The organism is Geomobilimonas luticola, assembly GCF_018476905.1.
Taxonomy (GTDB): Bacteria; Desulfobacterota; Desulfuromonadia; order Geobacterales; family Geobacteraceae; genus Geomobilimonas; species Geomobilimonas luticola.
The window spans coordinates 1,370,319-1,395,599 of sequence record NZ_JAHCVK010000001.1 but is presented as its reverse complement, the minus strand read 5'-3'; the positions used below and the strand labels follow the sequence as shown (position 1 = coordinate 1,395,599).

Below are 25,281 nucleotides of genomic sequence, written 5' to 3'. Positions count from 1 at the left end.
GATGGCACCCAGGGACGAAACGTCATCTGCCTGGAGCACCTGAAAGGAAGAGCTTCGATGGGAAAAGATATTCTGGCGGCACTGACCGCCCTTGTCGGATACGTGGCGCTCGCCTTTGCCGCCATGACGTTCATCCCCTGGGGGGAACGACTGGCGCTGGTGCTGGTCGCCGGTCTGCTCGGCGTGTTCAGCCGCAGCTGGAGCTGGACGAGGGTACTCCTCTTCGCCCTTTCGGCCGCCAGCCTGGAGATATTCGGCATCTACCTGGCCACCCGGGATCCCCTTAGCCAGGCAGGCGCCCACGGCATGTTCATCTTGAACGAGTTCGGACGCAAATCGGCAGCCACCCTCCTTATCGTCATCCTTATCGCTGTTGTTGCTGCCGGAGTCGGCTACTGGCTGGGAAACCACAAGGGGAGTGACCAGCACCACCGGCAACGCCATGACCGTGAGAACGGGGAACAGGGGGACTCCCTGATGCGGTCAAGCAGGTACGTCAACCTCGGCTACCAGGCGGGACTGTTCCTGTTGGCGACACTGGTGGTCGGCATCAGCTATCACTACGTGGATGCATGGCTGGCCCGTGCTGTCCTGGATTTTCTGCGATCCTGGAACCTTTCCTTCCTCGGCACCAGGAGGATGCCGGACCTCCTCTTCCCCCTGGTCTGCGTTGCCACGGTGGCCATGTGGATCGACTATTTCCTCGTGCAACGGAGCGGGCGGGACGGTGGAAAGGGGAGGTTCCTGCTCCTCGCCGCCACCGCCATCCCCCTCGCCTATGTTTTCAAAAAGCTGCTCCAGGGGATTTTCGGCAGGGGGTATACGCGGAGCTGGCTCCACCACCACGGCTCCTTCGGTTTCACCTGGTTTCACGGAGACGGGGGGTTCCCCTCAGGACACATGCTGGTCTTTACCGCCTTCTTTGCCGCCGTCTGGTACCATTTCCCCCGGTATCGCGTCCCCTCTGTCCTGGCGGTGCTCATCCTCGGAATAGCCCTTATACTTACCGACTACCACTTCCTCAGCGACCTGGTCGCCGGCACCTACCTGGGAATACTGGTCACCACTCTGACCGGCCGCACCATGGAATATATCTCCGCAAGAGATACGGAAGGAGGGGATCCGCCATGATCGTCTCCCTCATCGCCGCCATGGCGGAAAACCGGGTCATCGGCAGCAAGGGGGGCATCCCCTGGCACCTCCCCGCCGATCTGGCGCATTTTCGGGAACTCACCACGGGACACCCGGTCATCATGGGGAGGACGACCTTCGCCTCCATCGGCCGTCCCCTCCCCGGCCGGCGCAACCTGGTGCTGAGCCGGACCGCGGGATTCCGGGCAGAGGGGGTGGAGGTATTCGCCAGCCTGGAAGATGCCCTGGCCGCCTGCACCGGAGCGGATGAGGTCTTCATCGGCGGTGGCGGTGAGGTCTACCGGGAGGCACTACCGCGGGCGGACCGGATCTACCTCACGGTCGTCCACCGTTACTACGAGGGAGACACCTTTTTCCCGGAGATACCAGGGGATTTCAGGGAAGTGCTGCGCGAGGAAAGAGATGGCCCCCCCCCTTTCAGCTGGCTCGTCCTGAAGCGTCACCGGTAGGCGGTTTCACCGGAAGCCCCGGTCTCAACGGAAGCAGTGCTCACAAAGCCCCGCCGTCATGGTCGGGGCTTTGTCGTTCGGGTTGCACCATCTCACCCATGAACCTCCACAAAAAACGCTCTCCTGGATAGTATTGCCCGAACCAACCCGTCATTTTTTGACTCAAGTCAAAGAACAATTTATTAAACAGTGTTCTAACTTGTCGCATCAAAAGATTGAGATACACTTTCCACAGCTCGACTGCATCATTAGATATGACCAACGATCGACGACCGGCTCCGCTTTGCTGCCCGGGCCGGTCCTTGCCCCCCAAAATATGGATCAAGGACCAAAGGAGTTACGAATGGGGACTCAACGTACTCGACTGAACCGTTTCATCCTGGTACCGGTTTTCCTGGCGGCCGCTCTTTCAGTTGCCCATGCCGACCCCGGCAAGGACCTGTTCGACAAGCAGTGCGCCTCCTGCCACACCATCGGCGGCGGTGATAGCGGGGGGCCGGACCTGAAGGGGATAACTGCCGCACGTCCCCATGAGTGGCTCGAAACGATCATCATGGAGCCGGACAAGCTGACTAAGGCCAAGGACCCGGTCCAGCTGGAGCTGATCAAGAAATACGGCTACGAAATGCCGAGTCTGGGGATCAGCCATGACGATGCGCTGAAGATCATCGGCTATCTCGGCGGGGCCGCCGGGGCGGGTACCGAGACGGGCGCCGCACCGGCGGGCGAACATACGGAAGTCGTGGTGACACCGGCCCTTGTTGCCAAGGGGAAAGCGCTCTTCACCGGACAGGCCTCGTTCGCAAAGGGGGGAGCTCCATGCATCGCCTGTCACAGGATCAATTCCCCGGGAATTGCGGGTGGAAACATGTCCATCGCCAACCTGAGCGATTCCTACGCAAAGATGGGGGAGCGGGGCATGGGGGGCGCGCTTAAGTCGCTCAAATTCCCGGTGATGCAAAATATCTACCGGGACCGACCGTTGACCGAGGACGAAATATCCGCTCTCATCGCCTTTTACAAGGATGCGGCCGGCACTAAGGGCGTAACCGCTGCCACGCTGTTCCCCGTCGGCGGAGTCGGGATTTTCATCGTATTCATTGCCGGCATGATTCTCTACAAGAGGAGGACCAGATAAATGTCCCGTGAACGGATACACGACGACCACTCCGCTGATCGCAGCTGGGAAGAGTTCTACCGGAACCGCTGGCAGTACGACAAGGTGGTGCGGAGCACCCACGGGGTCAACTGCACGGGGAGCTGCAGCTGGATGGTGCACGTCAAGGACGGCATCGTCGGCTGGGAACTCCAGGCGAAAGACTACCCCCAGTTCGACGGCAGCATCCCCAACCATGAGCCCCGCGGCTGCACCCGGGGAATCAGCTACTCCTGGTATCTCTACAGCCCCCTCCGGGTGAAATACCCCTACGTACGCGGCGCCCTCATCGACCTCTGGCGGGAGGCGCGAAAACGGCACGCCGACCCGGTGGACGCCTGGGCCAGCATCGTGGAGAATCCCGAATCCCGCAAGGCCTATACCGGCAAACGCGGCATGGGGGGGTTCCGGCGGGGGGAATGGGACGAGATCGTGGAGCTGATCGCCGCTTCCACCATCCATACGGCCAAGAAGTACGGCCCCGACCGGGTCATCGGCTTCACCCCGATCCCGGCCATGTCCATGATAAGCTACGCGGCCGGCACCCGCTTCCTCCAGCTCTTCGGCGGCGTCTGCATGAGCTTCTACGACTGGTACTGCGACCTCCCCCCTGCTTCGCCCCAGGTCTGGGGGGAACAGACCGACGTCAACGAGTCGGCTGACTGGTACAACGCCTCCTACATCGTCCTCTGCGGCTCCAACGTCCCCATGACCCGGACCCCCGACTCCCATTTCCTCACCGAGGCCCGCTACCGCGGCGCCAAGGTGGTAGTCATGTCCCCCGACTACAACATCGCCACCAAGTTCGCCGACAACTGGCTCCCGGTGGAGCAGGGGCACGACGGCGCCTTCTGGATGGCGATGAACCACGTGATCCTCAAGGAATGCTACGCCGACCGGCAGGTCCCCTTCTTCCAGGAGTACGCCCGGAAGTACACCGACCTTCCGTTCCTCGTAAAACTGGAGGAGAAGGACGGGGTCCTCAAGCAGGGAGAGTTTCTCCGGGCGGCGGAACTGGAACGGAGCGCGGGGCTCGAACATGCCGACTGGACCCTCTGCGTGGCAAACGATACGGGAGAGGTGCGGATTCCCAAGGGGAGCCTCGGTTCCCGTTGGAGCAAGGAGGAGGGGAACTGGAACCTGGACATGACGGACCTGGTCGATGGCGCCCCCATCGACTGCAGCCTCAGCTTCCTCGGCGGCGAGACCGGCAGGGTCCGCTTCCGCTTCGAGGCGGACGGGGACGTCATCCGCGAGGTGCCGGTCCGGCGCGTCACGACGAAGAACGGTGACGTGACGGTCACCACCGTCTTCGACCTCCTCATGGCCCAGTTCGGCGTCTCCCGCGGACTGGGGGGGGACTACCCGAAGGACTACAACTCCGACAAACCGTTCACCCCGAAATGGCAGGAGAAGTACACCGGTATCGCCGCCGCCTCCATGCTGAAAATCGCCCGCGAGTGGGCGGAGAACGGTGAGAAGAGCAGCGGCCGGAACATGATCATCGTCGGTGCCGGTATCAACCACTGGTACCACAACGACCTGATATACCGGGCCGCCATCACCTCCCTGATCCTCACCGGAAGCGTCGGCCGCAACGGCGCAGGGCTCGCCCACTACGTTGGCCAGGAGAAGGTGGTCCCCCTGGCCCCCTGGACCTCCATCGCCATGGCCCAGGACTGGGTCAAGCCCTCCCGGCTCCAGAACACGCCGAGCTTCTGGTACATCCATTCGGACCAGTGGCGCTACGACCGGACCTTCGTCGACTACTTCAAGCCCGAAACCGGCGAGAACATGCCGCTCCACGCCGCCGACATGAACGCCAAGGCGGTCCGGCTTGGCTGGCTCCCCTTCGCCCCCCACTTCAACGACAGCACCCTGCGGCTGGTTGAGGCGGCGAAGGCGGCGGGGGCCCAGACGGACGACGAGATCCGCGCCTGGCTCGTCGGCCGCCTTAAGAGCGGCGATACCCGCTTCGCCATCGAGGATCCGGACGGCGCGGGGAATTCCCCCAAGGTCTGGTTCATCTGGCGGGCCAACGCCATCTCCGCCAGCGCCAAGGGGCACGAGTTCTTCCTCAAGCACGTCATCGGTGCCCCCAACGCCAACTGCACCGCCAAGGAAGTGGCCAAGGGGCAGGTGAAGGATCTCGTCTGGCACGACAAGGCCCCCGAAGGGAAGATGGACCTGGTGGTGGACCTCAACTTCCGGATGGACACCTCGACCCTCTACTCCGACATCGTCCTCCCGGCGGCCACCTGGTACGAGAAGTCCGACCTCAACAGCACCGACATGCACTCCTTCGTCAACTGCATGGACGCCGCCGTGCCGCCGTCCTGGGAATCCAAACCCGACTGGAAGACCTTCAGCCTCATTGCCAAGAAGGTGAGCGAGCTGTCGGCCAAGCACCTCCCCACCCCCGTGAAGGACATCATCGCCGCGCCGCTCCTCCACGATACGCCGGGGGAGATCGCCCAGCGGACGGTAAAGGACTGGAAGCTCGGCGAATGCGAGCCGGTGCCGGGCAAGACCATGCCGAACCTGGCCATCGTGGAACGGGACTACGTGAACCTGTACAACCGTTTCGTGTCGGTCGGGCCGCAGATGGGACACCTGAGTGCACATGGCGTCAGCTGGGAAGCGGACGACGTCCACGAGAAGCTCCTGCAAGAGATGCCGACCCGCAGCTGGAACGGAAGATCCTTCATCGACCTGGAAGACGAGAAGGTGGTCGCCGACGTGATCCTCTCCTTTGCGCCGGAAACCAACGGGGAGCTCGCCTGGCGCGCCTACCGGAACCTGGAGAAACGGGTCGGCAAGCCACTGAGCGAAATTGCCGCCGGCAGCCGCGACCTGCGCATCAACTGGGAAGACATTACCCAGAAGCCGCGGCGCTTCGTCAGCACCCCGGTCTGGAGCGGCCTGGTCAACAACGGCCGCCCCTACGCCCCCTACACCCTCAACGTGGAGCACGGCGTGCCATGGCGGACCCTCTCCGGCCGGCAGTCACTCTACCTGGATCACCCCTACTACGGCCAGTTCCACGAGGGGCTCCCCACCTTCAAGCCAAAGCTCAACCCGGCACTCCTGGACGAGACCGAAGGGGAAACGGGGCTCGTGCTCAACTTCCTCACCCCCCATGGCAAGTGGAGCATCCACTCCACCTACAGCGACAACCTCCGGATGCTGACCCTCTCCCGCGCCGGGCAGGTGGTCTGGCTCAACCCCGAGGATGCAGCCGGCGCCGGCATCGAGGATAACGAGCCGATTGAGGTCTACAACTTCAACGGCGTCGTCGTCTGCCGTGCCGTCCTCTCCTCCCGCATCCCGAAAGGGACGGCGTTCATGTACCATGCGCCGGAGCGGACCCTCAACATCGGCAAATCGAACAGGACCGGCAAGCGGGGGGGGGTCCACAACAGCCTGTCACGCATCCGCCTGAAGCCGACCCTCATGCTCGGCGGCTACGCCCAGTTCAGTTACTACTTCAACTACTGGGGACCGACGGGAGTGAACCGGGACTGCTATGTGGTGGTCAGAAAGCTGAGGGGGTGAGACGATGGACGTAAGAGCGCAACTGGTGATGGTTTTCAACCTGGACAAGTGCATCGGCTGCCATGCCTGCAGCATCTCCTGCAAGAACATCTGGACCGACCGCAAGGGTGCCGAATACATGTGGTGGAACAACGTGGAGACCAAGCCCGGGGTCGGCTACCCGAAGAAGTGGGAAGACCAGAAGGTATTCAAGGGGGGATGGGTCGCCGACGGGAAGAACCTGCGGCTCAGGGCCATGGGGAAGGGGGGAACCCTCCTCTCCATGTTCTTTCAGCCCAACATGCCCAAGCTGGAGGATTATTACGAGCCGTTCGATTTCGACTACGGCAACCTCTACGGGGCTAAGGAGGGGAACGACCAGCCGGTGGCGGAGGTCTTCTCCCAGATCTCCGGGGAGAAGATGGCGGAGATCAAGGGTGGCCCCAACTGGGACGACGACCTCTCCGGCTCCCCGCTCTATGCGGCGGAGGACATCAACCTCGACGACAGGAAGATCATCGAGGAATACGACACCATGTTCATGCAGTACCTCCCCCGGATCTGCAACCACTGCCTCAACCCGGCCTGCGTTGCCTCCTGCCCCTCCCGCGCCATCTACAAGCGGGGAGAGGACGGCGTGGTCCTGGTGGACCAGAACGTCTGCAAGGGGTGGCGGTTCTGCACCAGCGCCTGCCCCTACAAGAAGGTCTACTTCAACTGGAACAGCGGCAAGGCGGAGAAGTGCATCTTCTGTTTCCCCCGTACCGAGACGGGTCAGTGCAACGCCTGCGCCCACAGCTGCGTCGGCCGGATCCGTTACGTGGGGGTTCTCCTCTATGACGCCGAGCAGGTGGAGCAGGCACTGCTCAAGCCCGACGACCAGCTCGTGGAGGCGCACCGGGCAGTGATCCTCGACCCGCGGGATGAGTCAATCCGCGATGCCGCCAGGAAGAACGGCGTCTCCGAACAGTGGCTGGAGGCGGCGGAGAAATCGCCGGTGTACGCACTGGTCAAGGAATTCGGCCTGGCGCTGCCGCTCCACCCCGAGTTCCGGACCATGCCCATGGCCTACTACATCCCGTCCCTCTCGCCGGTTCTCTCGACCCTCGGCGATACCCACGAACTGGCGGAGCACGGCACCTTCCCCGCATTGGAAAAGCTGCGAGCCCCCATCGGTTACCTGGCCAGCCTCCTCGCCGGCGGCAATCGGGAGGTAGTGGCGTCGGTACTGGCGAAGCTCATCGCCCTGCGGGGATACATGCGCGGCAGGAACCTCAACGAGCCCGCCGATGAAGCCATTCTCAAAGGGGCAGGGCTTGACGAGGCTGCGGCCGGCCGCCTCTACCGTCTCTTCACCATCGGCGGCCACGACGAGCGGAACATCATCCCGCCCCAGCAGCGGGAGGAGCAGGATCCCCACACCCGGAAGGGTGCGAGCGGCTTCGGCATCCTCAAAAAGACCGGGAGGGGAAGATGACCATCGCCGAAAGTTATGCATCCCTCGCCCGGATGCTCGAGTACCCCAAGAAGAAGGAAATCCTGCTGACCGCCAGCGACAGCGTCAACCGTTTCCTCCGGGAACGCGACATAGACCCCCCTCTTGCCCCCTTCGCCGCATTCGTAGCGTCCTCGACCCTGGCGGAACTTCAGGAGGACTACGTCGCCACCTTCGATTTCAATCCGGCGGTCACCCCCTACCTGGGACACCATCTCCATGGCGACAACCAGAACAAGGGTGCCTACCTGATCAGGCTCAAGCAGGAGTTCGGCCGGTACGGCTATGCTCCCGCCGGCAACGAACTCCCCGACCACCTTCCGCTGGTGCTCGGCTTCCTTGCGCACCTGGCGGAACAGAGCAACGACGGCGAGCGTCGCTCGTTCATCGCCGACTACGTCTTGACAGGAATCGAAAAACTGGCCGTCGGGTTCGCCAGCAGGCCGCACTCTCCCTGGAAGTCGGCGGTCGATGCGGCAAGACTCCTGTGCTCTGCCGACAGCGCAACCTGCGAGGAGGTACAACCATGCTGAACACCTTCATTTTTGTCGTTCTCCCCTACGTGGCGCTGGCGCTCCTCATCTTCGTGACCCCCTACCGCTACCTCACGAACCGGCTCACCTGGTCGGCCTATTCCACCCAGTTCCTGGAACGGAAGGCCCTCTTCTGGGGGATCAATCCCTGGCACTACGGCATCATCCCCATACTGGCGGCCCACGTCGTCGGCGTCGTCGCCCCCGGAACCGTGAAGGGGTTCCTCGCCAACCAGGACACCCTGATCATCCTCGAAAGCCTCGGCCTCGGCCTCGGCCTCTTCGCCCTGTTCGGCTGCCTGGTGCTCCTGCCGCGCCGCGTCAACTCGCCGCTCCTGAAGCGGGTGACCTTCGCCTCCGACTATATCCTTCTCATCCTGCTGACACTCCAGACGGCAACCGGCATCTACATCGCCACATTCATGCGCTGGGGCTCCCAGTGGTACCTCCACACGGCGGTCCCCTACCTCTGGTCGCTGGCAGCCATGAGCCCCCGGGTCGACTACATGGCCGATTTCCCGATGGTCCTCAAGCTGCACGCCGCCGGGGCGTTCCTGATCGTGGCGCTCCTTCCGTTCACCAAGCTGGTCCACCTCCTCTTCCTGCCGATCGGCTTTATCAAGGAGCCTCCCATTCTTTACCGCTGGAGAGCGAAGCACATGCCATAAGGGACAGGCCGGCCAGAGACGAGCCACCACTACATGTTCTGACAGGGACTTCCCATGCTCGAAGTCGCAACGTGGAAATCACATAAGATCCTCTTTCTCAACACCCTGGCCTTCACGGTCTGTTTCGCCGCCTGGATGTTCAACGGCGTACTGGTGACCTACCTGGTGGACAATCAGGTCTTCAACTGGGGCCCGGTGAAAATAGGGTGGCTGTTCGGGATTCCGGTCCTGACCGGTTCCCTGTTCCGCCTCCCCGCCGGCATGCTCACCGACAAGTTCGGGGGCAAACCGGTATACGGAACATTGTTGATTCTCTGCGCCATTCCCATGTACCTGCTCTCCAAGGCCGACAGCTTTACCTCCTTTGCCCTGTGCAGCTTCGGTTTCGGCATGGCCGGCGTGAGTTTTTCCATCGGCATCGCCTTCACCTCGGTCTGGTATCCCCGGGAGCGGCAAGGAACGGCGCTCGGCATCTTCGGGGCCGGTAACGCCGGGGCCGCACTGACCACGCTGCTGGCGCCGACCATGCTCAACAAGCTGACCGACAACGGTGCCAACATCGAGGGATGGCGCCAGCTGCCGGTATATTATGCACTGATGCTGGCCGGCATGGGGGTGATCTTCTTTATCTTCAGCGAGAACAGGAAACCGGCGAGCTCCGGCAAGTCGTTCACGGAAATGCTGACGCCCCTCAAACACATGCGCGTCTGGCGCTTCGGCCTCTATTACTTTCTCGTGTTCGGCTGTTTCGTGGCCTTCTCCCAGTGGCTCGTCCCCTATTTCGTCAATGTCTATTACCTGCCGCTGGTCACCGCGGGACTGTTCGCCTCGATGTTCAGCCTCCCCTCGGGGGTGATTCGCGCCCTGGGTGGCTGGCTGTCCGACATGTTCGGCGGGCGCAGGATCATGTACTGGGTGCTCGGCTCCTCCACGCTGATCTGCTTCATGCTGATCGTGCCGAAAATGGAAATCTATTCCCCGGGGCGCGGGGTGATGGCCAAGCGGGCCGGCGTGGTCAAGGACGTGACCCCCGCGGCCGTGGTGATGAGCGATCAGGCCTACACCCTCAAGGGAAAACCGGCAACTCTGGAAAATTTTGACAGTGGAGTTCTGGTGCTGCCCGGGAAGCAGACCTGGCAGGAACCGGTGGTCACGGCCGGGCAGACCGTCAAGAAAAAGGAACTCCTCGCAAAAGGAGTTACCAGGATTTACTTCCAGGCAAACGTCTGGATCTTTGCCGTACTCGTCCTGGTGCTCGGCACCATCTGGGGAATCGGCAAGGCGGCGGTTTACAAGCTGATACCGGATTATTTCCCGGAAGAGGTGGGAGTCGTTGGCGGAATGGTTGGCGTCCTGGGGGGCCTGGGTGGTTTTGTCTGCCCCATCGTCTTCGGCTACCTACTGGAATGGACCGGTCTCTGGACCAGTTGCTGGATGTTCATGCTGACACTGTCCGTTGCCTGCCTGATTTCGCTGCACTATATCGTGGAGAAAATGATGCATGAAAAACATCCCGAAGATATGCGGCAGTTTGAAACCAAGTAACGCAGTCACTAATTAACGCCGGACGAGGAGACAACGATGGCTCGAGTACTCACGACATGGAACCCTGAGGACAAGGAATTCTGGGAAAAGGAAGGGAAAGCCATCGCGACGCGCAATCTCTGGATATCCATACCCGCCCTGTTTCTCGCCTTCGCCGTCTGGATGGTCTGGAGCATCGTCTGCGTGAACCTCCCCCTCATCGGTTTCAAGTTCGACGCCAACAAGCTTTTCTGGCTGGCGGCGCTGCCGGGGCTGTCGGGTGCAACGCTCCGCATCTTCTACTCCTTCATGGTCCCCATCTTCGGCGGGCGGAAGTGGACGGCCATCAGCACCGCGACGCTGCTCATTCCCGCCATGGGAATCGGTTTTGCCGTGCGCGACCTGAATACCAGCTACTCGACCCTGCTGATACTGGCCCTGTTGTGCGGCTTCGGGGGTGGGAACTTCGCCTCCAGCATGGCCAACATCAGCTTCTTTTTCCCCAAGGCGCAGAAGGGAACTGCCCTGGGGCTGAATGCAGGGCTCGGCAACCTGGGAGTGAGCGCCATGCAGTTCATCGTACCGCTCATTATCACCACCGGCGTCTTCAGTGCCCTCTGCGGCGATCCGCAGATGTGCGTCATCAAGGGTGAAGTCCGCCCCATCTGGCTGCAGAACGCCGGCTTCATCTGGGTACCGTTCATAGCACTCTCCTCCCTGGCCGCCTGGTTCGGCATGAACGACATCGCCAGCGCCAAGGCCTCGTTCAAGGACCAGTCCATCATCTTCAGGCGCAAGCATAACTGGCTCATGTGCTGGCTCTACCTGGGGACCTTCGGTTCGTTCATCGGGTACTCGGCAGGTCTCCCACTCCTGACCAAGTCCCAGTTTCCCGGTATCAACCCGACCCAGTACGCCTTCCTCGGCCCTCTCGTCGGTGCCCTGGTCCGCCCCGTCGGCGGCTGGCTGGCCGACAAGCTCGGCGGCGCGAGGGTCACCTTCTGGAACTTCATCATCATGGCGGCTGCAGTCTTCGGCGTCCTCTCATTCCTCCCCCATGGCGGTGCGGGAGGGAATTTCTGGGGGTTCCTCGCCATGTTCATCCTCCTGTTCGCCACCACCGGCATCGGCAACGGCTCCACCTTCCGGATGATCCCGGTCATCTTTCTCACCGAGCGGCAGCGGGAAGCGGCAGGCAAAGGAACGGCGGCGGAAGAACAGGCGATCAAGGACGCCAACAAGGAAGCGGCCGCCGTGCTCGGCTTCACCTCCGCTTTCGCGGCATACGGCGGATTCTTCATTCCCAAGAGCTTCGGCAGCTCGATTTCCCTCACCGGCAGTCCTGATGCGGCCCTCTACGGGTTTGTCGCCTTCTACGTGAGCTGCATCGCCTTGACCTGGTGGTTCTATGCACGCAAGAGCGCCGAGGTGCCATGCTGAACCCTCGTCGCTTGATGAAACGGTACCATCACAACAAACCGGGTCAGGGCCAGCTTGCTATCTACATCAATTTTGTTAGCTTTACTGGTACGCCCACGAGAATTTCCCTGGATGCGGCAGTCGCCCATCCAGGTTTTATTGCAGCTGATACCATCACCGGAAAGGAGAGGAAATTATGTGGAAAAAGAGTATCGCAACGTTGGCCATCGTGGGGGGTGCCCTGCTGGCTGTCTCGCTGCCGGCCATGTCCACCGCCGCCAAGGGGAAACCGGCGGCAAAAGAGACCAAGGACGGCAGGGAGGACTGCTACGCCTGCCATGAGGAGGTCAAGGCCCTCAAGGAAGGCTCCAAGCATGCAAAACTGGCCTGCGACGTCTGCCACAGCAAGCTGAAGGAGCATCTGGCCGACAGCGAAACCAAACCGGGCACCGTCATCGACCAGGCACTCTGCGGCAAATGCCACAAAGACCAGGTGGAGAGTTTCTTCAAGGTAAACTACGACTCCCAGGCGAGGAAGGAGAAGGGGATACCGACCGGCCGCTCCCCCATGATGGACAAGCTCCTCGCCCCCTATGGTTTCACCATCGAGCATAATGAGCCGCGCGGCCACGCCTTCATGGTGACCGACCAGTTCGTGGTGGACCGGTTCGCCGGCGGCCGTTTCCAGTACAAGAACGGCTGGACCGATGTGGATAAGGCCGGCAATACCTGGGACATCCTGAAGGACAATGGCCCCGATTTCAAGATGGCCGAGACCGCCAAGGCGGGAAACCCCACCTGCATCCAGTGCAAAACCAGCGATCATATACTGAAGTGGAAATTCATGGGGGACAAGGATCCGAAGGCCCAGTGGGACCGGACCTCTGACGTCATTGCCGTGGCCAAGGAGACCAATCACGTGGTGGGGTGCATCCATTGCCACGATCCCCACGGCACACAGCCGCGGGTGGTGCGCGATGCCCTCATCCAGGGAATCGAAAAAGGTTCGAAGATGTTTGCCGGAAAGGACGGCAAGACCGACCTGAAGGTGATTTCGTTCCGCGACGGCTTCCGGAAGATCGGTGTGATGCAGAAGGCAGACGGACGCCTCATGTGCGCCCAGTGCCACGTGGAATACGCCTGCGGCAAGGGATTCGAGTTCAGCACGGGTAACCCTGTCGGCTACGACGACCAGCGCACCAACCACTTCCCCCTCACCGGACCGAAAGAGCTCCTGGAGCACTACAAGAAGACCCAGAACTTCTATGACTTCAAGCACGCGGTCACCGGCGCCCGGCTCGTGAAACTCCAGCATCCGGAAGCGGAGACCTTCGCGGGAAGCGTGCACGACAAGGCGGGGGTCACCTGCAAGGACTGCCACATGCCGGTGTTGAAAAACAAACAGGGCAAAGCCTTTACCTCTCACATGGTCATCAAGCCGAAGGACCACGTGAAGGAGGCCTGCCTCCGCTGTCATCCCAAGTTCACTGCCGAGCAGAAGCTCTACCAGATCACCGCCATTCAGAACTACAGCAAGGGGAAGATGCGCAAGGCGGAATATTGGCTCGGCCAGCTGATCGACACCTATGCCACCGCCAAACGGATGGGAGTGGGCGAAGACGTCCTCGCCAAGGCCCGCGAAAAGCACGAAGAGGCCCACGTGCTCTGGGAGTGGTGGACCGCCGAAAACAGTGACGGTTTCCACAACCCTGACCTGGCCCGCGACACCCTCACCCACTCCATCGCCGCTTCCAAGGCAGGAGTAAAGATCCTGAACGATGCCATGGAGCCGAAGAAGGAAGCCGCACCGGCCAAATAGCACACTGACGTGCCCTGAACAGGCAGGGAAACACACAAGAAAGCCCGGACTTCTTCGGAAGTCCGGGCTTTCTTGTTGTTGGATGTTATTATTTTTTTCCGTTACAACGGGCACCAGCGCGTCAACGCCTGTGTGCCGCCACCTTGTTGAGCTATGGCTTTACTTTGTATGCCCCGTTAATTTCTGATTCTGTAAGAGAGTCAGGCGACTTTACCCAATAAAAATTCAGGTAGATTGTTTCTCGGTTCTTGTCCACCCATGCGTAGCCCACATCCCACGATTGAGGCTTCGCATCGATGTCCTCAGGGAATGAATAGAAATATCCTGGCTGATTCCTGTAGCTCCATTCTTTTCCTTTTCCCTTGAGTATGATTTTGTAGTTGATTGGGCTCTTTGGAAAAAAGCCTTCAGCCGTGATCGGCATCAGACTCTGTATTGTGCCGCCAAGAGTCAAGTTATAACCGCCGTCATATCTTGCCTCGGTCTTATGATTGATTTTCCGAGTGATGCCTTCTCCATGGCAAACAGAAACCGTGAGCAGCAAGCAGGTGATTATCTTCCAGGCACTTTTCATTTTAATCTCATTCTCTGCTCAACGTTGTGGAAAATCACCTGACAGTCTTTTGGTCAGGTGTATTTTTCTGGTTGGGCTTTTCTTTATAGCAATTCCGGCAGAAGCACTTGCCTCTCATGGAAAATCACGGCGCAGCGAAAAGAATGATTGTCATCGCAGTATGTCGCAACGCTATCGCAAGTCCGGATCAATTTGTTAAAGTGAGTCGTTAACTTGTCAATAGAAGCGGAAGACAGTTTGAAGGTAATGGGCATTTCCTCGACTGGCGCACCTTCGTCGTTACAGTTATCCCAGTAAAGTGTGACTGGTTCTACCAATTCTCGTCTACGAATAAAGCCTTGCAATCGTCCAATAATCCTTTTCCTCTCTCGTTCTGTTGTCTCAGGGTAAAACCAAAGAGTAAATCGGGTTGCTCCCTCCTGAAGAGAAGAAGACATGATTGAATTGAAAAAGTGCGGAGTAATTTTCTTTTGAATTGATTTCATTTTCTTTCTTGGCCCAACGGTTATGCGGATGACCTGTGAGTGTAGCGAAACAGGTCTATTCGCGTGTTAGACAGCCGCGTTATTTTGCCTCTTTGCTGCCATACGGCGGCCTATCTCTGCAAAAGCAAAGGCTGATATTACTACTGCGACAAATTGTCCAATCCAGACTACTGTGACAAAAGTCCCTACTTTTGGTTCTTGAAAGAAGAGATAAACTGGAATGCTTTGAATTGAAATTATAATAAGTATGGCAATAATTTTAGATTGTTTTTTTGCTAAGTATCCACACGGCAGTGCCGTGGGAATTGCTGTCAAAATTGCACATAGGAAGTTGAAAATTGTGAATATGGCTAGTGCCATTATTGATTTGGCTGAGAATGCATTTAGTACAGGAAAGGCCGCATGGATGGTGATGTATCCTTGTACTTCTACGAAAATAAGAGGCGCAATCCAAATCAGAATGCCCATCAAGCCCCATCTCAAAATGGATTTTGTCATTTTTGTCTCTTTGTTTTCATTTTATGTCTAACTCGTTATTGACCAGTTAGAATGATGCATCTACCTGTAGATGCTTTTTGAGTTTTTGCTGCTTGTCCTTTGCATCTACATCTATATGCTTTTCCCGTTCAGCCCCCATCATATTGCCGCATCTCAATTCCCATCCGACTATCAGCCCATTACAACGACAACCTTCCAAGCCGCTGCAGAATCATATACAGGTTTTTATTAGAAGAGTCTATGGCAATTCACTTGCCGAGCAAAATCCCCAGCGGAGATCAGCGTATTCTGTCCTTGCGCCTACTGTAACCCCCAGTTGGCTCAGGGTTGCAGCGCCAGCCAAATGGTATAAGCTTACCTTGACGTGCAACGCACCATGCCGAAGCCGTTCGAAAGGTACTCCGTGAACAAGCCGCTGCCGGAAACAGATCTCCACAAATACCTCGCTGCCATGGAAGAAGCCATGGACGGGATGGCGATACTCGACGAGCAAGGCGCCTATCTCTACATGAACCAGGCCCACGCCAGCATCTACGGCTACGACTCACCGGCGGAACTGATCGGCAAAAGCTGGCGAAGCCTTTATAACGAAGCAGGGCTGGAATGGTTCGACGAAGTCATCATGCCGCTGTTTCTGGAGACCGGGAGGTGGCGGGGCGAGGCAACGGGACGGAGGAAGGACGGCAGCACCTTTCCCCAGGAACTTTCCCTCACCGCTCTCGAAGAGGGTGGGATCATCTGTGTCGTACGGGACATCACCGACCGCCGACGGGCGGAACAGACCGTTCAGGACAAACTCCATTTCATCCAGGTTCTCATCACTACCATCCCCGTCCCGATCTTCTACAAGGACGCCGATGGGCGGTATCTTGGCTGCAACCGCGCCTTTCAGGAGCATATCTGTCTGACCAGGGAACAGATCGTCGGCAAAACCGATCATGATCTCGTCCCCCGCGAGCTGGCGGACATCTTCCAGCAGACGGACAGAGCCATCATTGAGACAAGGCAGGTCCAGGTTCAGGAGAGCTCACTGGTCTGCGCCGACGGAACTCGCCACGACGTAGTCTTCTACAAGGCACCCTTTTTGAACAGCGACGGATCGGTGGGTGGGGTGGCGGGGGCCATCCTGGACATCACGGAACGGAAGGAGACGGAGGCCAAGCTCCGCTACCTCAGCACCCACGACATGCTGACCGGGCTCTACAATCGGGCATATTACGACGAGGAGCTGGAACGTCTGAAGAACGGCAGGACCTTCCCCGTCAGCATCGTGGTGGCCGACGTGGACCGGCTGAAACTGGTCAATGACCGGCAGGGGCATGCGGCGGGGGATGAACTCCTGAAACTGACGGCACAGGTGATGAAAGGGGCGTTCCGGACGGAGGACCTGGTGGCAAGGATCGGCGGGGACGAATTCGCCGTCATACTTCCCGGAACGGCCATTGGCGCGGCCCAGGAGGTCATCGAGCGGATCAGGAAGAGTCTGGCGGCCATTCTCGGTGATGACGGCAGGCCCGTTTTGAGCCTGTCCCTCGGATGCGCAACCGCCCTGGACGGGCAAGGGCTCATCGAGGCGTGGCAACGGGCCGACGAACTGATGTACGAAGACAAGCTTGCCCGGCAGGAACAAATCAAGGAAGCTTCTGACAGCTAGTGCGACCTCACAGGCCGCCGACTATTTTCCAGACACCTGCTTCCTTCCGCAACCGCAGCTCCTCTTTCCCCGCCAGTTCCATCTCCTTCCCCTTCCCCGTCACCCGCAGTTCATAGCTGCCGGTAACGGTGGCCGAATCGCCATGAACCTCAACCCGACGGTCGAGGGAGCGGTAGTCGATTTTGTCGAAGGAGGCCAGGATGTCTGCCAACTCCCGCGCCTTGGCGGCGTGATCGCGACCCTTGTCCTGGTAGTGGGGTGAAATGAGGGGGAGATAGAGACTGATGTCCCTGCTGGTGAGCGCCTGCTGGCGCTTGACGGCCACGGCCAGGACCGCATCCCGGTCGGACGTGTCGCTACAGGCAGAAAGGAAAATGAGGAGAAGGAGGAGGGGAAAAAAACGGTGCATCAGTAATAACTGTCCATGACGCTGCGGGCCTTTTCCACGTATTTGCTGGTGCGGAATTCGCTAAACAGCCGGGTGAAGGCACCCCGCCCCTTCTCCCGGTTGCCGGCCCGCAGGTACGCTTCACCCAGGTAAAAGAGGGTCTCGTCGTGGAAGGGGGACTTGGGAAAGGTTGCCAGGGCCTCCTCGAGCCGCTTGATGGCAGACTGGTAGTTGCCGTTGCGCAGGTAGAACCGGCCGACGTAAATCTCGTACTGGACCTGCTTCATCCGGCAGACGTCGAGTTTATCCTGGACTTCGGAGGCATAGGAAGATTTGGGGTAAAGACGGAGGAACGACTCGAAGAGGGTGACGGCGTTCTTCACCGGGGTCTGGTCAGTATCGATGCCGGTAATCTGGTTGTAATTGCAGAGCCCGAGCCGGTAGAGTGCATAGTCGGCCTTTTCGTTGGCGGGATGGAGCTTGCGGAACTCCTCGTAGGAGGCTGCAGCCTCGATGTAATTGCCGTTGTCGTACTGGGCATCGGCGATCTTCAACTCCGCCATGATGGTAAGTTCCGGTGACGCGTAGCTCTCCTTCACCCTCTTCCACTCGGCAATTGCATCCTCATAGTTGCGATTGGCATAGAACGCATCCCCCTCCTTGAGGTAGGTCTCGGGGGTCTTGATCGGCTGGGGCGCCGAAGCGCAGCCGGCAAGGGCAAGGGCAAAGCCCAGGCAGAGTAATGCGGCAAGATTGTGTGATGTAAGATAGGACATTGTTTCCCCTGGCACGTGAGTATTACGGAAAAAGTAGTGGAAACGGGTGGCGATGTCAATGCAAAGTTGCCCTCGCAAGAAAGGCGGAGAGTTTCCTCTCCGCCTCGACTTCCTTGCTTCTATTTCCTGGAAAAAGGAATTACTTGCTCGACCGCTTCCGCTTGTTCGGGTCCAGTTCCTTCTTGCGCAGACGGATGGACTTGGGGGTGACCTCGACGAGTTCGTCGTCGTCAATGAACTCCAGCGCCTGCTCCAGGGTGAGAATACGGGGAGGGGTCAGCTTGATGGCGTCGTCGGAACCGGAGGCACGGACGTTGGTGAGCTTCTTCCCCTTACAGGGGTTCACGTCCAGATCGTTGTCCTTGGCATGCTGGCCGATGATCATCCCGCCGTAGACCTCCACGCCGGCGCCGATGAAGAGAACGCCCCGCGGCTGCAGTCCGTCCAGGGAGTAGGCGGTTGTCTCGCCATGCTCCATGGCCATGAGGACCCCGTTCTTCCGGCCGGGGATCTCTCCCTTGAACGGTGCATAGTCATGGAAGGTATGGGTAAGGACGCCGGTACCGCGCGTTTCGGTCAGCACCTCACCCCGCAGTCCGATGAGCCCCCGAGCCGGGATGATGAATTCGAGCCGGATGGTCTCCCCCATGGGGTTCATGGCGACCATCTCCCCCTTGCGCGGCCCCATCTTTTCGATGATGGCCCCCTGGTACTCGGCCGGTACGTCCACCACCAGGTACTCCATCGGCTCCAGCTTCTTGCCGTCGACCTCCCGGAAAATCACTTCCGGCTTGGAGACCGCCATCTCGAACCCTTCCCGGCGCATATTCTCGATGAGGATGGAGAGATGCAGCTCGCCACGGCCCGAGACCTTGAAGGTATCCGCGTTGGCGGTGTCCTCCACCCGGAGCGAGACGTTGGTGCGCAGCTCCTTGTCGAGGCGCTCGCGGATGTTGCGTGAGGTGACCAGCTTCCCTTCCCGGCCCGCAAAGGGGGAGTTATTGACGATGAAGTTCATGGAGATGGTCGGCTCGTCGATGGAGACGTAGGGGAGCGGGATGGGGTTTTCCGCAGAGGCCAGGGTTTCGCCGATCCCTACTTCGTCGAAGCCGGCCAGGGTGACGATGTCCCCCGTGCAGGCCTCGGGCACGTCAACCTGCTTCAATCCCTCGTAGCCGAGAAGCTTGGATATCCGCCCCTTGACGATGCTCCCGTCCCGCTTGACGTGGGCGATGGTCTCGCCGGCAATGACCTTGCCGTTGAATACCTTGCCGGTGGCGATCCGGCCGATGTAGTCGTTGTAATCGATGTTGGTGACCAGCAGCTGGAACGGAGCATTGGGGTCGCCGGCCGGCGGCCGGACATTGGATTCGATCACCGCGAAAAGGGGCTCCATGCTGGTGGAAGCGGCGTTCATGTCGAGCATGGCGTAGCCAAGCTTTGCACTGGTGTAGACGATGGCGAAGTCGAGTTGCTCGTCCGTGGCGTTCAGTTCGCAGAAGAGATCGAAGACCATGTCCACCACCTCGGCGGGGCGGGCGCCGGGACGGTCGACCTTATTGATGACGACGATCGGCTTCAGCCCCAGGTCGAGGGATTTCTTGAGGACAAACCGGGTCTGGGGCATGGGGCCGTCCAGGGCATCCACCAGGAGCAGCACCGAGTCCACCATCTTGAGGACCCGCTCCACTTCGCCGCCGAAATCGGCATGGCCCGGGGTGTCGACGATGTTGATCTTGTAGCGGCCATGGTGGACCGACAGGTTCTTGGAGAGGATAGTGATCCCCCGTTCCTTTTCCAGGTCGTTGGAATCCATTACCCGCTCGGTGATCTGCTCGTTTTCGCGGAATACCCCGGCATGACGCAGCATGGCGTCCACCAGGGTGGTCTTGCCGTGGTCGACGTGGGCGATGATGGCGATATTTCTGATACGTTCCTGCATAGACATTCTCCTCTTTTACAAACTGCTGAAAATTGCAAGGCCGACGCCGGCAGCGAAGGACAGAGCGGCTGAAAAGAAAAAGACGGGCAACCGCCCGCCTTGACAATCTGTGATTATGCCTGTTTATCCGCACAATAACAAGCTTTTTTATCACCCATCAAACATTAAATGCCGTACAAGGGCCCGTAACCCTGTGTGCCCCACGGCACCAGGTGAACTGCAACAATTTCGCTGAAAAATTACGTAATTTGTTATACAGTACATTCCATGCCTGCACGGCAAAGACCCGCTTGCGAAATCACTGTCAACAGGGCGCACGGCAAGCCATGGAAGATTTCGACATCTACAGCAGGCCCAGAACGGGTGCCAATTCCCGCTACGCCAGGTACAACCGTATCATGGGGAATATTTCCTGGTTCCTCATTGCCCTGGTCGCCCTGAACATTCTGCTTCTCCCCCCCGGCATGACAACAACCCTGTACCTCGTGTTTTTCTGTTTTCTCTTGCTGGCATACAGGGTGGGCGCCCATTATGCCATGCCGTCACGGGAATCACTCAAGACCTTCATCGACCTGATTGTCTTCCTTGCTTTCACTGTCGCGGTATGCTGGCTGACCGGCAAGGTGGCGAGCCCCTTTATTTCCCTCATGTATCTGATCCTCATGGCCACATCCCTGACCCAGGGGCGCAAAGCCACGTACTTCATGGCCACCCTGGCGGTGACAGCCTACGTTTTCCTCGCCGCAGATCAGGTTTCCCTCAACATCTTCGAAGAGACCTTTGTCTCCAACATCCTGGAGATACTCCCCTTCATGTTCATCGCCCATCTGGGTGCCATGCTCTCCAGCGAAGCGGAGAACGCCCGCCAGGAAGCGGAGCAGCTCTCCCTTACCGACGACCTCACCGGCCTCCACAACATGCGCAATTTCTTCAACCTGGCAGCAGCCCACAAGGAACTGGCACAACGGAACGGTTCGACCCTGACCGTCTGCATGCTGGACGCCGACAACCTGAAGCAGATCAACGATCGCCATGGCCATTTTGCGGGGACCGAAATGATCCGGCATGTCGCCCGTACCATCAATCGCAACATCCGGTCGAGCGACATCGCGGCCCGTTACGGCGGAGACGAATTCCTCGTCATGTTCACGGGCACCAGCAAGGAGTCAAGCCTCATCGCCATCCGTCGCATCGTCTCCAACCTGGCCGATACCCCCTTCGATTACGAGGGGATACGACTCTCCACCACCATATCGGCTGGCGTTGCAGCCTTCCCCGAGGACGGTGCCGACATCAGGACGGTGATCGTGAAGGCGGACGAGGCGATGTATCTGAGTAAAAAGGAAGGGAAGAACCGGGTGACTATCCATACTGCCGGGAATGCCACAACATAACGGAGCCGCACTCCTGGCCGACGGCGAAGGGGGCATTAGAGTTCCCGCCGGTACCTGACGAGAAGATAGAGACAGACCACTCCTCCCGCCGCCATGCCGGCGACCCACCCCCAGGCGACCCGCCGACCGATACCACCAAAAAGAAGGGGATAGAGAAACGACCAGGTAAGGAGAACGACCGACAGGAACTGGAGCGCTCCCTTCATGCACGGATCGCCTTGAAGACAGCCGCGAAGTCTTCGTCGCCGAACCCCATCTCCTTGGCCCGCTTGAAGAGTTCGTTGGCCGTGGCAGCGGAAAAAAGCGGCTGTTCCACCCCGTCACCCAGGGCCACCGCAAGCCGCATATCCTTCTGCATATGCTTGAGGGGAAAGGCTGCAGCGAATTTCCCCTGGCCGATCTGCCCCCCCTTCAGCCTGAACATCGGGTTGGCCATGGCGCCAGAGTCTATGACGTCAAGGATGTCGGCCTGATGGAGACCGGCCTTCTCCCCCAGGGCAAGCCCTTCGCAGAAGGCCGTCATCATCCCCCCCATGACCATGTTCACCACCAGCTTCATCCGGGCACCGTTCCCCACCTCCCCCAGATGGAGCATCTTCTTCCCCATCCTTTCCAGCCCGGGAAGGGCTTCGTCGTGGAGGGAGCGGTCGCCGGCGGCAAGGATGATGAGCGTCCCGTCCTCGGCCGGCTTCCTGCTCCCCGATACCGGCGCCTCCAGGAACCGGCCTCCCCGGGCAGTGACCGCGGCGGCGATTTGAACGGAAGTGGCGGCATCGACCGTGGACATGTCCACGTACCCTTTCCCCGCGGATACCCCCGCCAGCACCCCGTCCGGGCCGTCACAGACCGCCAGGGCGGCAGCCGGGTCGGCCAGCATGGCAAAGGTGACCGGGCATGCTTCCACCACCTGCCTTGGCGTCGCCGCCACCGTGGCGCCGAGGGCCTCAAGCTCCCGGCACTTGTCCGCCGAGCGGTTCCAGACCGTTACCGTGAACCCCGCTTTTATCAGATTCTTCGCCATGGCACTCCCCATGATGCCGAGGCCGATAAAGCCGAATGTCTGCATAGCTGCTCCCCTGTATTATTGTAGTTTTGCCCGCCGCCATTTCCGTACCGAATTGATGAGCCAGAGTTCCTCCGCCCGGGCCAGATCCACGGGGGTTATGACCCTTTCCCGTATCTCTCCCCTCGCCAGAAGTTCCGCCCGGAAGGTGCCGGAAAGAAGGCCTGCCGTATGGGGAGGGGTGACCAGTTCGCCATCCAGACGGGCAACGACGTTATGGTTCGCACCTTCGGTAACCTCCCCCCGTTCGTTCACGAACAGCACGTCTCCACAATAGGGATACCGGTCCAGGACCGAACGGTAGAAGTGGCGATGGGTGGTCTTATGGTAGAGGAACGGGTCGGCCGAATCCACCGGCATCGGCGCGATGGCGACCGGTACCGGCTCTTCCGCTGCAGACAGGGGAAGCGCTTCCGTCTGGATGGAAAACGCCCCCCGCCGGTTAAGGAGGAGCCTGACCCTCGTGAGACCGGTGAGGGGTGCCGCACGGCGTTCCAGCACCAGGGCAACCTGCCCCAGTCGAAGGGGAAACCCGAAATAGTCCGCCGAACGGGACAGGCGGGCAAGGTGCCGTTCCAGGAGGAAATAGCCTTTCCCCTCTTCATGGAGCATGGTTTCCACGAGCTGGAATTCCGGTATCACGTGCCGGGCAAAGCGCCCCTTGTCCAGACATTCTTCGTACTCTGCATGTGCGGTTGAACCGATGGTAATGCCGCTGCCGACCCCCAGTTCAGCCCTCCCCGCGGGGGTGTCCATGACGGCGGTCCTGATGGCGACACTGAAAACCGCCTCGTTCTGGGTCGCATTACCCGCCGACGGCGAGACATAGCCGATGCAGCCGGTATACAGCCCGCGCGGGCTCGCCTCCAGCTCACGGATGATCTCCATGCTCCGTTTCTTCGGAGCCCCCGTCACCGAACCGCAGGGGAACAGCGCCTGGAATATCTCCACAAGTCCCGCGTCCTCCCTCACACGGGCGGTGATGGTTGAGGTCATCTGGTGGACCGTTTCCAGCGTCTCCACGTCGAAGAGCGATTCCACCCGAACCGACCCGGTTTCCGCCACCTTCCCCATGTCGTTGCGCAGGAGATCGACGATCATCAGGTTTTCCGCCCGCTCCTTCTCGCTCTCCTTCAGCTGCTCCTTGACCGCCTCATCCTCTCCGAGCCACCGTCCCCGCCGCGCCGTCCCCTTCATGGGGCGGCAGGTGATCACGCCGCGCTTCAGCTCGAAGAAGAGCTCGGGGGAGGCGGAAAGTATCTGGAAGCGCTCCGTATCCATGAACGCGCAGTAGGATGCCTTCTGGGAGCGGCAGAGGTCGTGGTAGCACTCCTGGGGATCGCCGTCCAGCCGGAAATGCTGGCGGAGGGTGAAGTTGACCTGATAGGTGTCGCCGGCGGCGATGTACTCTCGTATCCGCCCCACCAACCCGCCGTATGCTTCCGGGCCGAGGGACGAGGTCCAGTCCGCCGTTCCGTAACCGGCGTGATGCGCCCTCTCCACCCCGCAAGGCTGTCGCGCCGCAAGACCATACCGCCGCCGGAAGATGCCGAACCAGACCAGGGGGAAAGGGCCGGGGGAATGGGTCGTCAGACCGGTTCCCAACCCCGGCGCTGCCTCGTAAGAAACGAAGCCGGCGGCATGCAGCCCCTCCGCCACGGCGGCCTCCACCCGGCGCAAGGCGGGAATGACCTCATCTGGTGCATGGGCGACGATCTCCTCCACGAAGCCGTCGAACCGGTACGAAGCGGGGTGATGACGCGTGGCAAAGGAATCGAGGAGGACGATGGGGGTAGTGCTCATGACGATCTTTCCGTGCAGACGGTCGTCACCGGGCACTCACCGCAGAGGGGGCGAACCGTTCCGTCGCACCCCTCCGAAATCCCCAGATGACAGAGGGAGAAGTCGTATTTCACCGGGTCGGCTGGATCGAGCTTCCGCAGGGCCGCCGTAATCTCCCGGGCCATGCGCCAGTCCGCCTGCCTGCGGAAGGTGAGCCCCAGGTTGCGCCCTATCCGCTGGATATGGGCATCCACGGGGATCACCAGCTTGGACGGGGAGACCTCTCGCCAGAGCCCCAGGTCGATCCCGTCGGCAGGGCGGACCATCCAGCGCAGAAACATGCAAAGCCTTTTGCAGGCGCTGCCGGCGGCGGGTGACGGGAAGAAGAAGGGAAAGTAGGAGTCGGCAGGGATGCCTGCGGGGCCGAAGACCGGCGTGTAGTCCATGGCAAGGAGCGCCGCCGTGAACTCGATGAGGGACGGGGTGATATCCTCCGCCGTTGCGTCGTAACAGCCGAGGAAGTAGTCGCCGATGGAGTCCGCCTCCTCCAGCATGGTGCGGGCCGCCAGCAACAGGGCACAGAGGTCGCGATGGTCGTTGAAGCGGTGTTTGAAGCCGGCGTAGCTCCGCAGCTCACCGGCAGGCTCGAACGTCTCAACGAAGCGACGCGGCGACGGTCCCATGGGGGCGAAGACGGCTTCCAGGTTTTTCAGGATGATCTTCACGTTGCCGTAGGCGAACGCCGCGGCGATGAAACCGACGATCTCCCGGTCCGCCGGATCGGGGTAGCGGTGGCAGAAGGAGAGCGGGTCATTGGCCAGGTGCCGCGACGAGCGGGCGGCGTAAAGACCGTCGAGGATGGTTTTCAGATTTTTGCTATTCACCATTCACCCTGGAAAAAAGACATTTAACGCAGATCAAATCTGATTTTGACGGATTTACGCGGATTTAGAACCTTTCAAAGGGTTAACCCAAA

General features: G+C 60.0%; 21 protein-coding genes. 12 read left to right on the top strand and 9 right to left on the bottom strand.

Going from position 1 to position 25,281, the window contains the following annotated elements; translation table 11 throughout:
- Nucleotides 1-57: 57 nt before the first annotated feature.
- The 10 genes from KI810_RS06610 to KI810_RS06565 all read left to right on the top strand — a co-directional run bounded on the left by KI810_RS06610 (nucleotide 58) and on the right by KI810_RS06565 (nucleotide 13,749).
- Nucleotides 58-1,131, top strand: coding sequence for a phosphatase PAP2 family protein (locus tag KI810_RS06610; protein ID WP_214174643.1), 1,074 nt, complete (start codon nucleotides 58-60; stop codon nucleotides 1,129-1,131).
- On the top strand, nucleotides 1,128-1,601 hold the full coding sequence (locus KI810_RS06605) for a dihydrofolate reductase (RefSeq protein WP_214174642.1): 474 nt from the start codon (nucleotides 1,128-1,130) through the stop codon (nucleotides 1,599-1,601). The genes KI810_RS06610 and KI810_RS06605 overlap by 4 nt, the downstream gene beginning before the upstream one ends.
- A gap of 343 nt (nucleotides 1,602-1,944) precedes the next feature.
- Entirely contained in the window at nucleotides 1,945-2,739 is a 795-nt protein-coding gene (locus KI810_RS06600; RefSeq protein ID WP_214174641.1) for a c-type cytochrome, read from the top strand.
- A complete protein-coding gene (locus tag KI810_RS06595; protein ID WP_214174640.1) occupies nucleotides 2,740-6,312 on the top strand; it encodes a nitrate reductase subunit alpha in 3,573 nt (1,190 codons plus the stop codon).
- Nucleotides 6,313-6,316: 4 nt separating this feature from the next.
- Nucleotides 6,317-7,768 carry a nitrate reductase subunit beta gene (gene narH / locus KI810_RS06590; protein ID WP_214174639.1) on the top strand — a complete coding sequence of 484 codons (1,452 nt, stop codon included), beginning with the start codon at nucleotides 6,317-6,319 and terminating at the stop codon, nucleotides 7,766-7,768.
- Nucleotides 7,765-8,319, top strand: a complete 555-nt coding sequence (gene narJ, locus KI810_RS06585) for a nitrate reductase molybdenum cofactor assembly chaperone (protein WP_214174638.1) — start codon at nucleotides 7,765-7,767, stop codon at nucleotides 8,317-8,319. The genes narH and narJ overlap by 4 nt, the downstream gene beginning before the upstream one ends.
- On the top strand, nucleotides 8,313-8,987 hold the full coding sequence (locus tag KI810_RS06580; RefSeq protein WP_214174637.1) for a respiratory nitrate reductase subunit gamma: 675 nt from the start codon (nucleotides 8,313-8,315) through the stop codon (nucleotides 8,985-8,987). The genes narJ and KI810_RS06580 overlap by 7 nt, the downstream gene beginning before the upstream one ends.
- Before the next feature lie 54 nt (nucleotides 8,988-9,041).
- Nucleotides 9,042-10,532 carry an MFS transporter gene (locus KI810_RS06575; RefSeq protein WP_214174636.1) on the top strand — a complete coding sequence of 497 codons (1,491 nt, stop codon included), beginning with the start codon at nucleotides 9,042-9,044 and terminating at the stop codon, nucleotides 10,530-10,532.
- Nucleotides 10,533-10,568: 36 nt separating this feature from the next.
- Nucleotides 10,569-11,951, top strand: coding sequence for a NarK family nitrate/nitrite MFS transporter (locus KI810_RS06570; RefSeq protein ID WP_214174635.1), 1,383 nt, complete (start codon nucleotides 10,569-10,571; stop codon nucleotides 11,949-11,951).
- Nucleotides 11,952-12,126: 175 nt separating this feature from the next.
- Entirely contained in the window at nucleotides 12,127-13,749 is a 1,623-nt protein-coding gene (locus KI810_RS06565) for an ammonia-forming cytochrome c nitrite reductase subunit c552 (protein ID WP_214174634.1), read from the top strand.
- 151 nt (nucleotides 13,750-13,900) lie between these two features.
- Here the strand turns inward: KI810_RS06565 and KI810_RS06560 are convergent, their stop codons facing one another.
- On the bottom strand, nucleotides 13,901-14,323 hold the full coding sequence (locus KI810_RS06560) for a hypothetical protein (protein WP_214174633.1): 423 nt from the start codon (nucleotides 14,321-14,323) through the stop codon (nucleotides 13,901-13,903).
- A gap of 551 nt (nucleotides 14,324-14,874) precedes the next feature.
- Nucleotides 14,875-15,306, bottom strand: coding sequence for a hypothetical protein (locus KI810_RS06555; RefSeq protein ID WP_214174632.1), 432 nt, complete (start codon nucleotides 15,304-15,306; stop codon nucleotides 14,875-14,877).
- Nucleotides 15,307-15,682: 376 nt separating this feature from the next.
- On the opposite strand from KI810_RS06555, the gene KI810_RS06550 reads away from it, so the two are divergent.
- The gene (locus KI810_RS06550) at nucleotides 15,683-16,960 is read left to right on the top strand and encodes a sensor domain-containing diguanylate cyclase (RefSeq protein ID WP_214174631.1); all 1,278 of its coding nucleotides are present in this window, start codon (nucleotides 15,683-15,685) and stop codon (nucleotides 16,958-16,960) included.
- A 7-nt stretch (nucleotides 16,961-16,967) separates the two neighbouring features.
- On the opposite strand, the gene KI810_RS06545 is transcribed toward KI810_RS06550, so the two are convergent.
- The 3 genes from KI810_RS06545 to typA all read right to left on the bottom strand — a co-directional run bounded on the left by KI810_RS06545 (nucleotide 16,968) and on the right by typA (nucleotide 20,066).
- Nucleotides 16,968-17,369, bottom strand: a complete 402-nt coding sequence (locus tag KI810_RS06545) for a nuclear transport factor 2 family protein (RefSeq protein WP_214174630.1) — start codon at nucleotides 17,367-17,369, stop codon at nucleotides 16,968-16,970.
- Complete coding sequence (locus KI810_RS06540; protein WP_214174629.1) at nucleotides 17,369-18,124, bottom strand: outer membrane protein assembly factor BamD; 756 nt, start codon at nucleotides 18,122-18,124, stop codon at nucleotides 17,369-17,371. The genes KI810_RS06545 and KI810_RS06540 overlap by 1 nt, the downstream gene beginning before the upstream one ends.
- Nucleotides 18,125-18,263: 139 nt before the next feature.
- Nucleotides 18,264-20,066: a translational GTPase TypA gene (gene typA / locus KI810_RS06535; protein ID WP_214174628.1), complete on the bottom strand. Its 1,803-nt coding sequence runs from the start codon at nucleotides 20,064-20,066 to the stop codon at nucleotides 18,264-18,266.
- A gap of 326 nt (nucleotides 20,067-20,392) precedes the next feature.
- Here typA and KI810_RS06530 point away from each other — a divergent pair, with 326 nt between their 5' ends.
- Entirely contained in the window at nucleotides 20,393-21,460 is a 1,068-nt protein-coding gene (locus tag KI810_RS06530) for a GGDEF domain-containing protein (RefSeq protein ID WP_214174627.1), read from the top strand.
- 35 nt (nucleotides 21,461-21,495) lie between these two features.
- On the opposite strand, the gene KI810_RS06525 is transcribed toward KI810_RS06530, so the two are convergent.
- The 4 genes from KI810_RS06525 to KI810_RS06510 are packed head-to-tail and all read right to left on the bottom strand — an operon-like array spanning nucleotide 21,496 to nucleotide 25,192.
- On the bottom strand, nucleotides 21,496-21,666 hold the full coding sequence (locus KI810_RS06525; RefSeq protein ID WP_214174626.1) for a hypothetical protein: 171 nt from the start codon (nucleotides 21,664-21,666) through the stop codon (nucleotides 21,496-21,498).
- Complete coding sequence (locus KI810_RS06520) at nucleotides 21,663-22,526, bottom strand: NAD(P)-dependent oxidoreductase (RefSeq protein ID WP_214174625.1); 864 nt, start codon at nucleotides 22,524-22,526, stop codon at nucleotides 21,663-21,665. Before KI810_RS06520 ends, KI810_RS06525 begins: the two co-directional genes overlap by 4 nt.
- Nucleotides 22,527-22,541: 15 nt before the next feature.
- Nucleotides 22,542-24,326, bottom strand: a complete 1,785-nt coding sequence (gene pabB, locus KI810_RS06515) for an aminodeoxychorismate synthase component I (RefSeq protein ID WP_214174624.1) — start codon at nucleotides 24,324-24,326, stop codon at nucleotides 22,542-22,544.
- Nucleotides 24,323-25,192 carry a TIGR02757 family protein gene (locus tag KI810_RS06510; RefSeq protein WP_214174623.1) on the bottom strand — a complete coding sequence of 290 codons (870 nt, stop codon included), beginning with the start codon at nucleotides 25,190-25,192 and terminating at the stop codon, nucleotides 24,323-24,325. The genes pabB and KI810_RS06510 overlap by 4 nt, the downstream gene beginning before the upstream one ends.
- Between the last annotated feature and the right edge of the window lie 89 nt (nucleotides 25,193-25,281).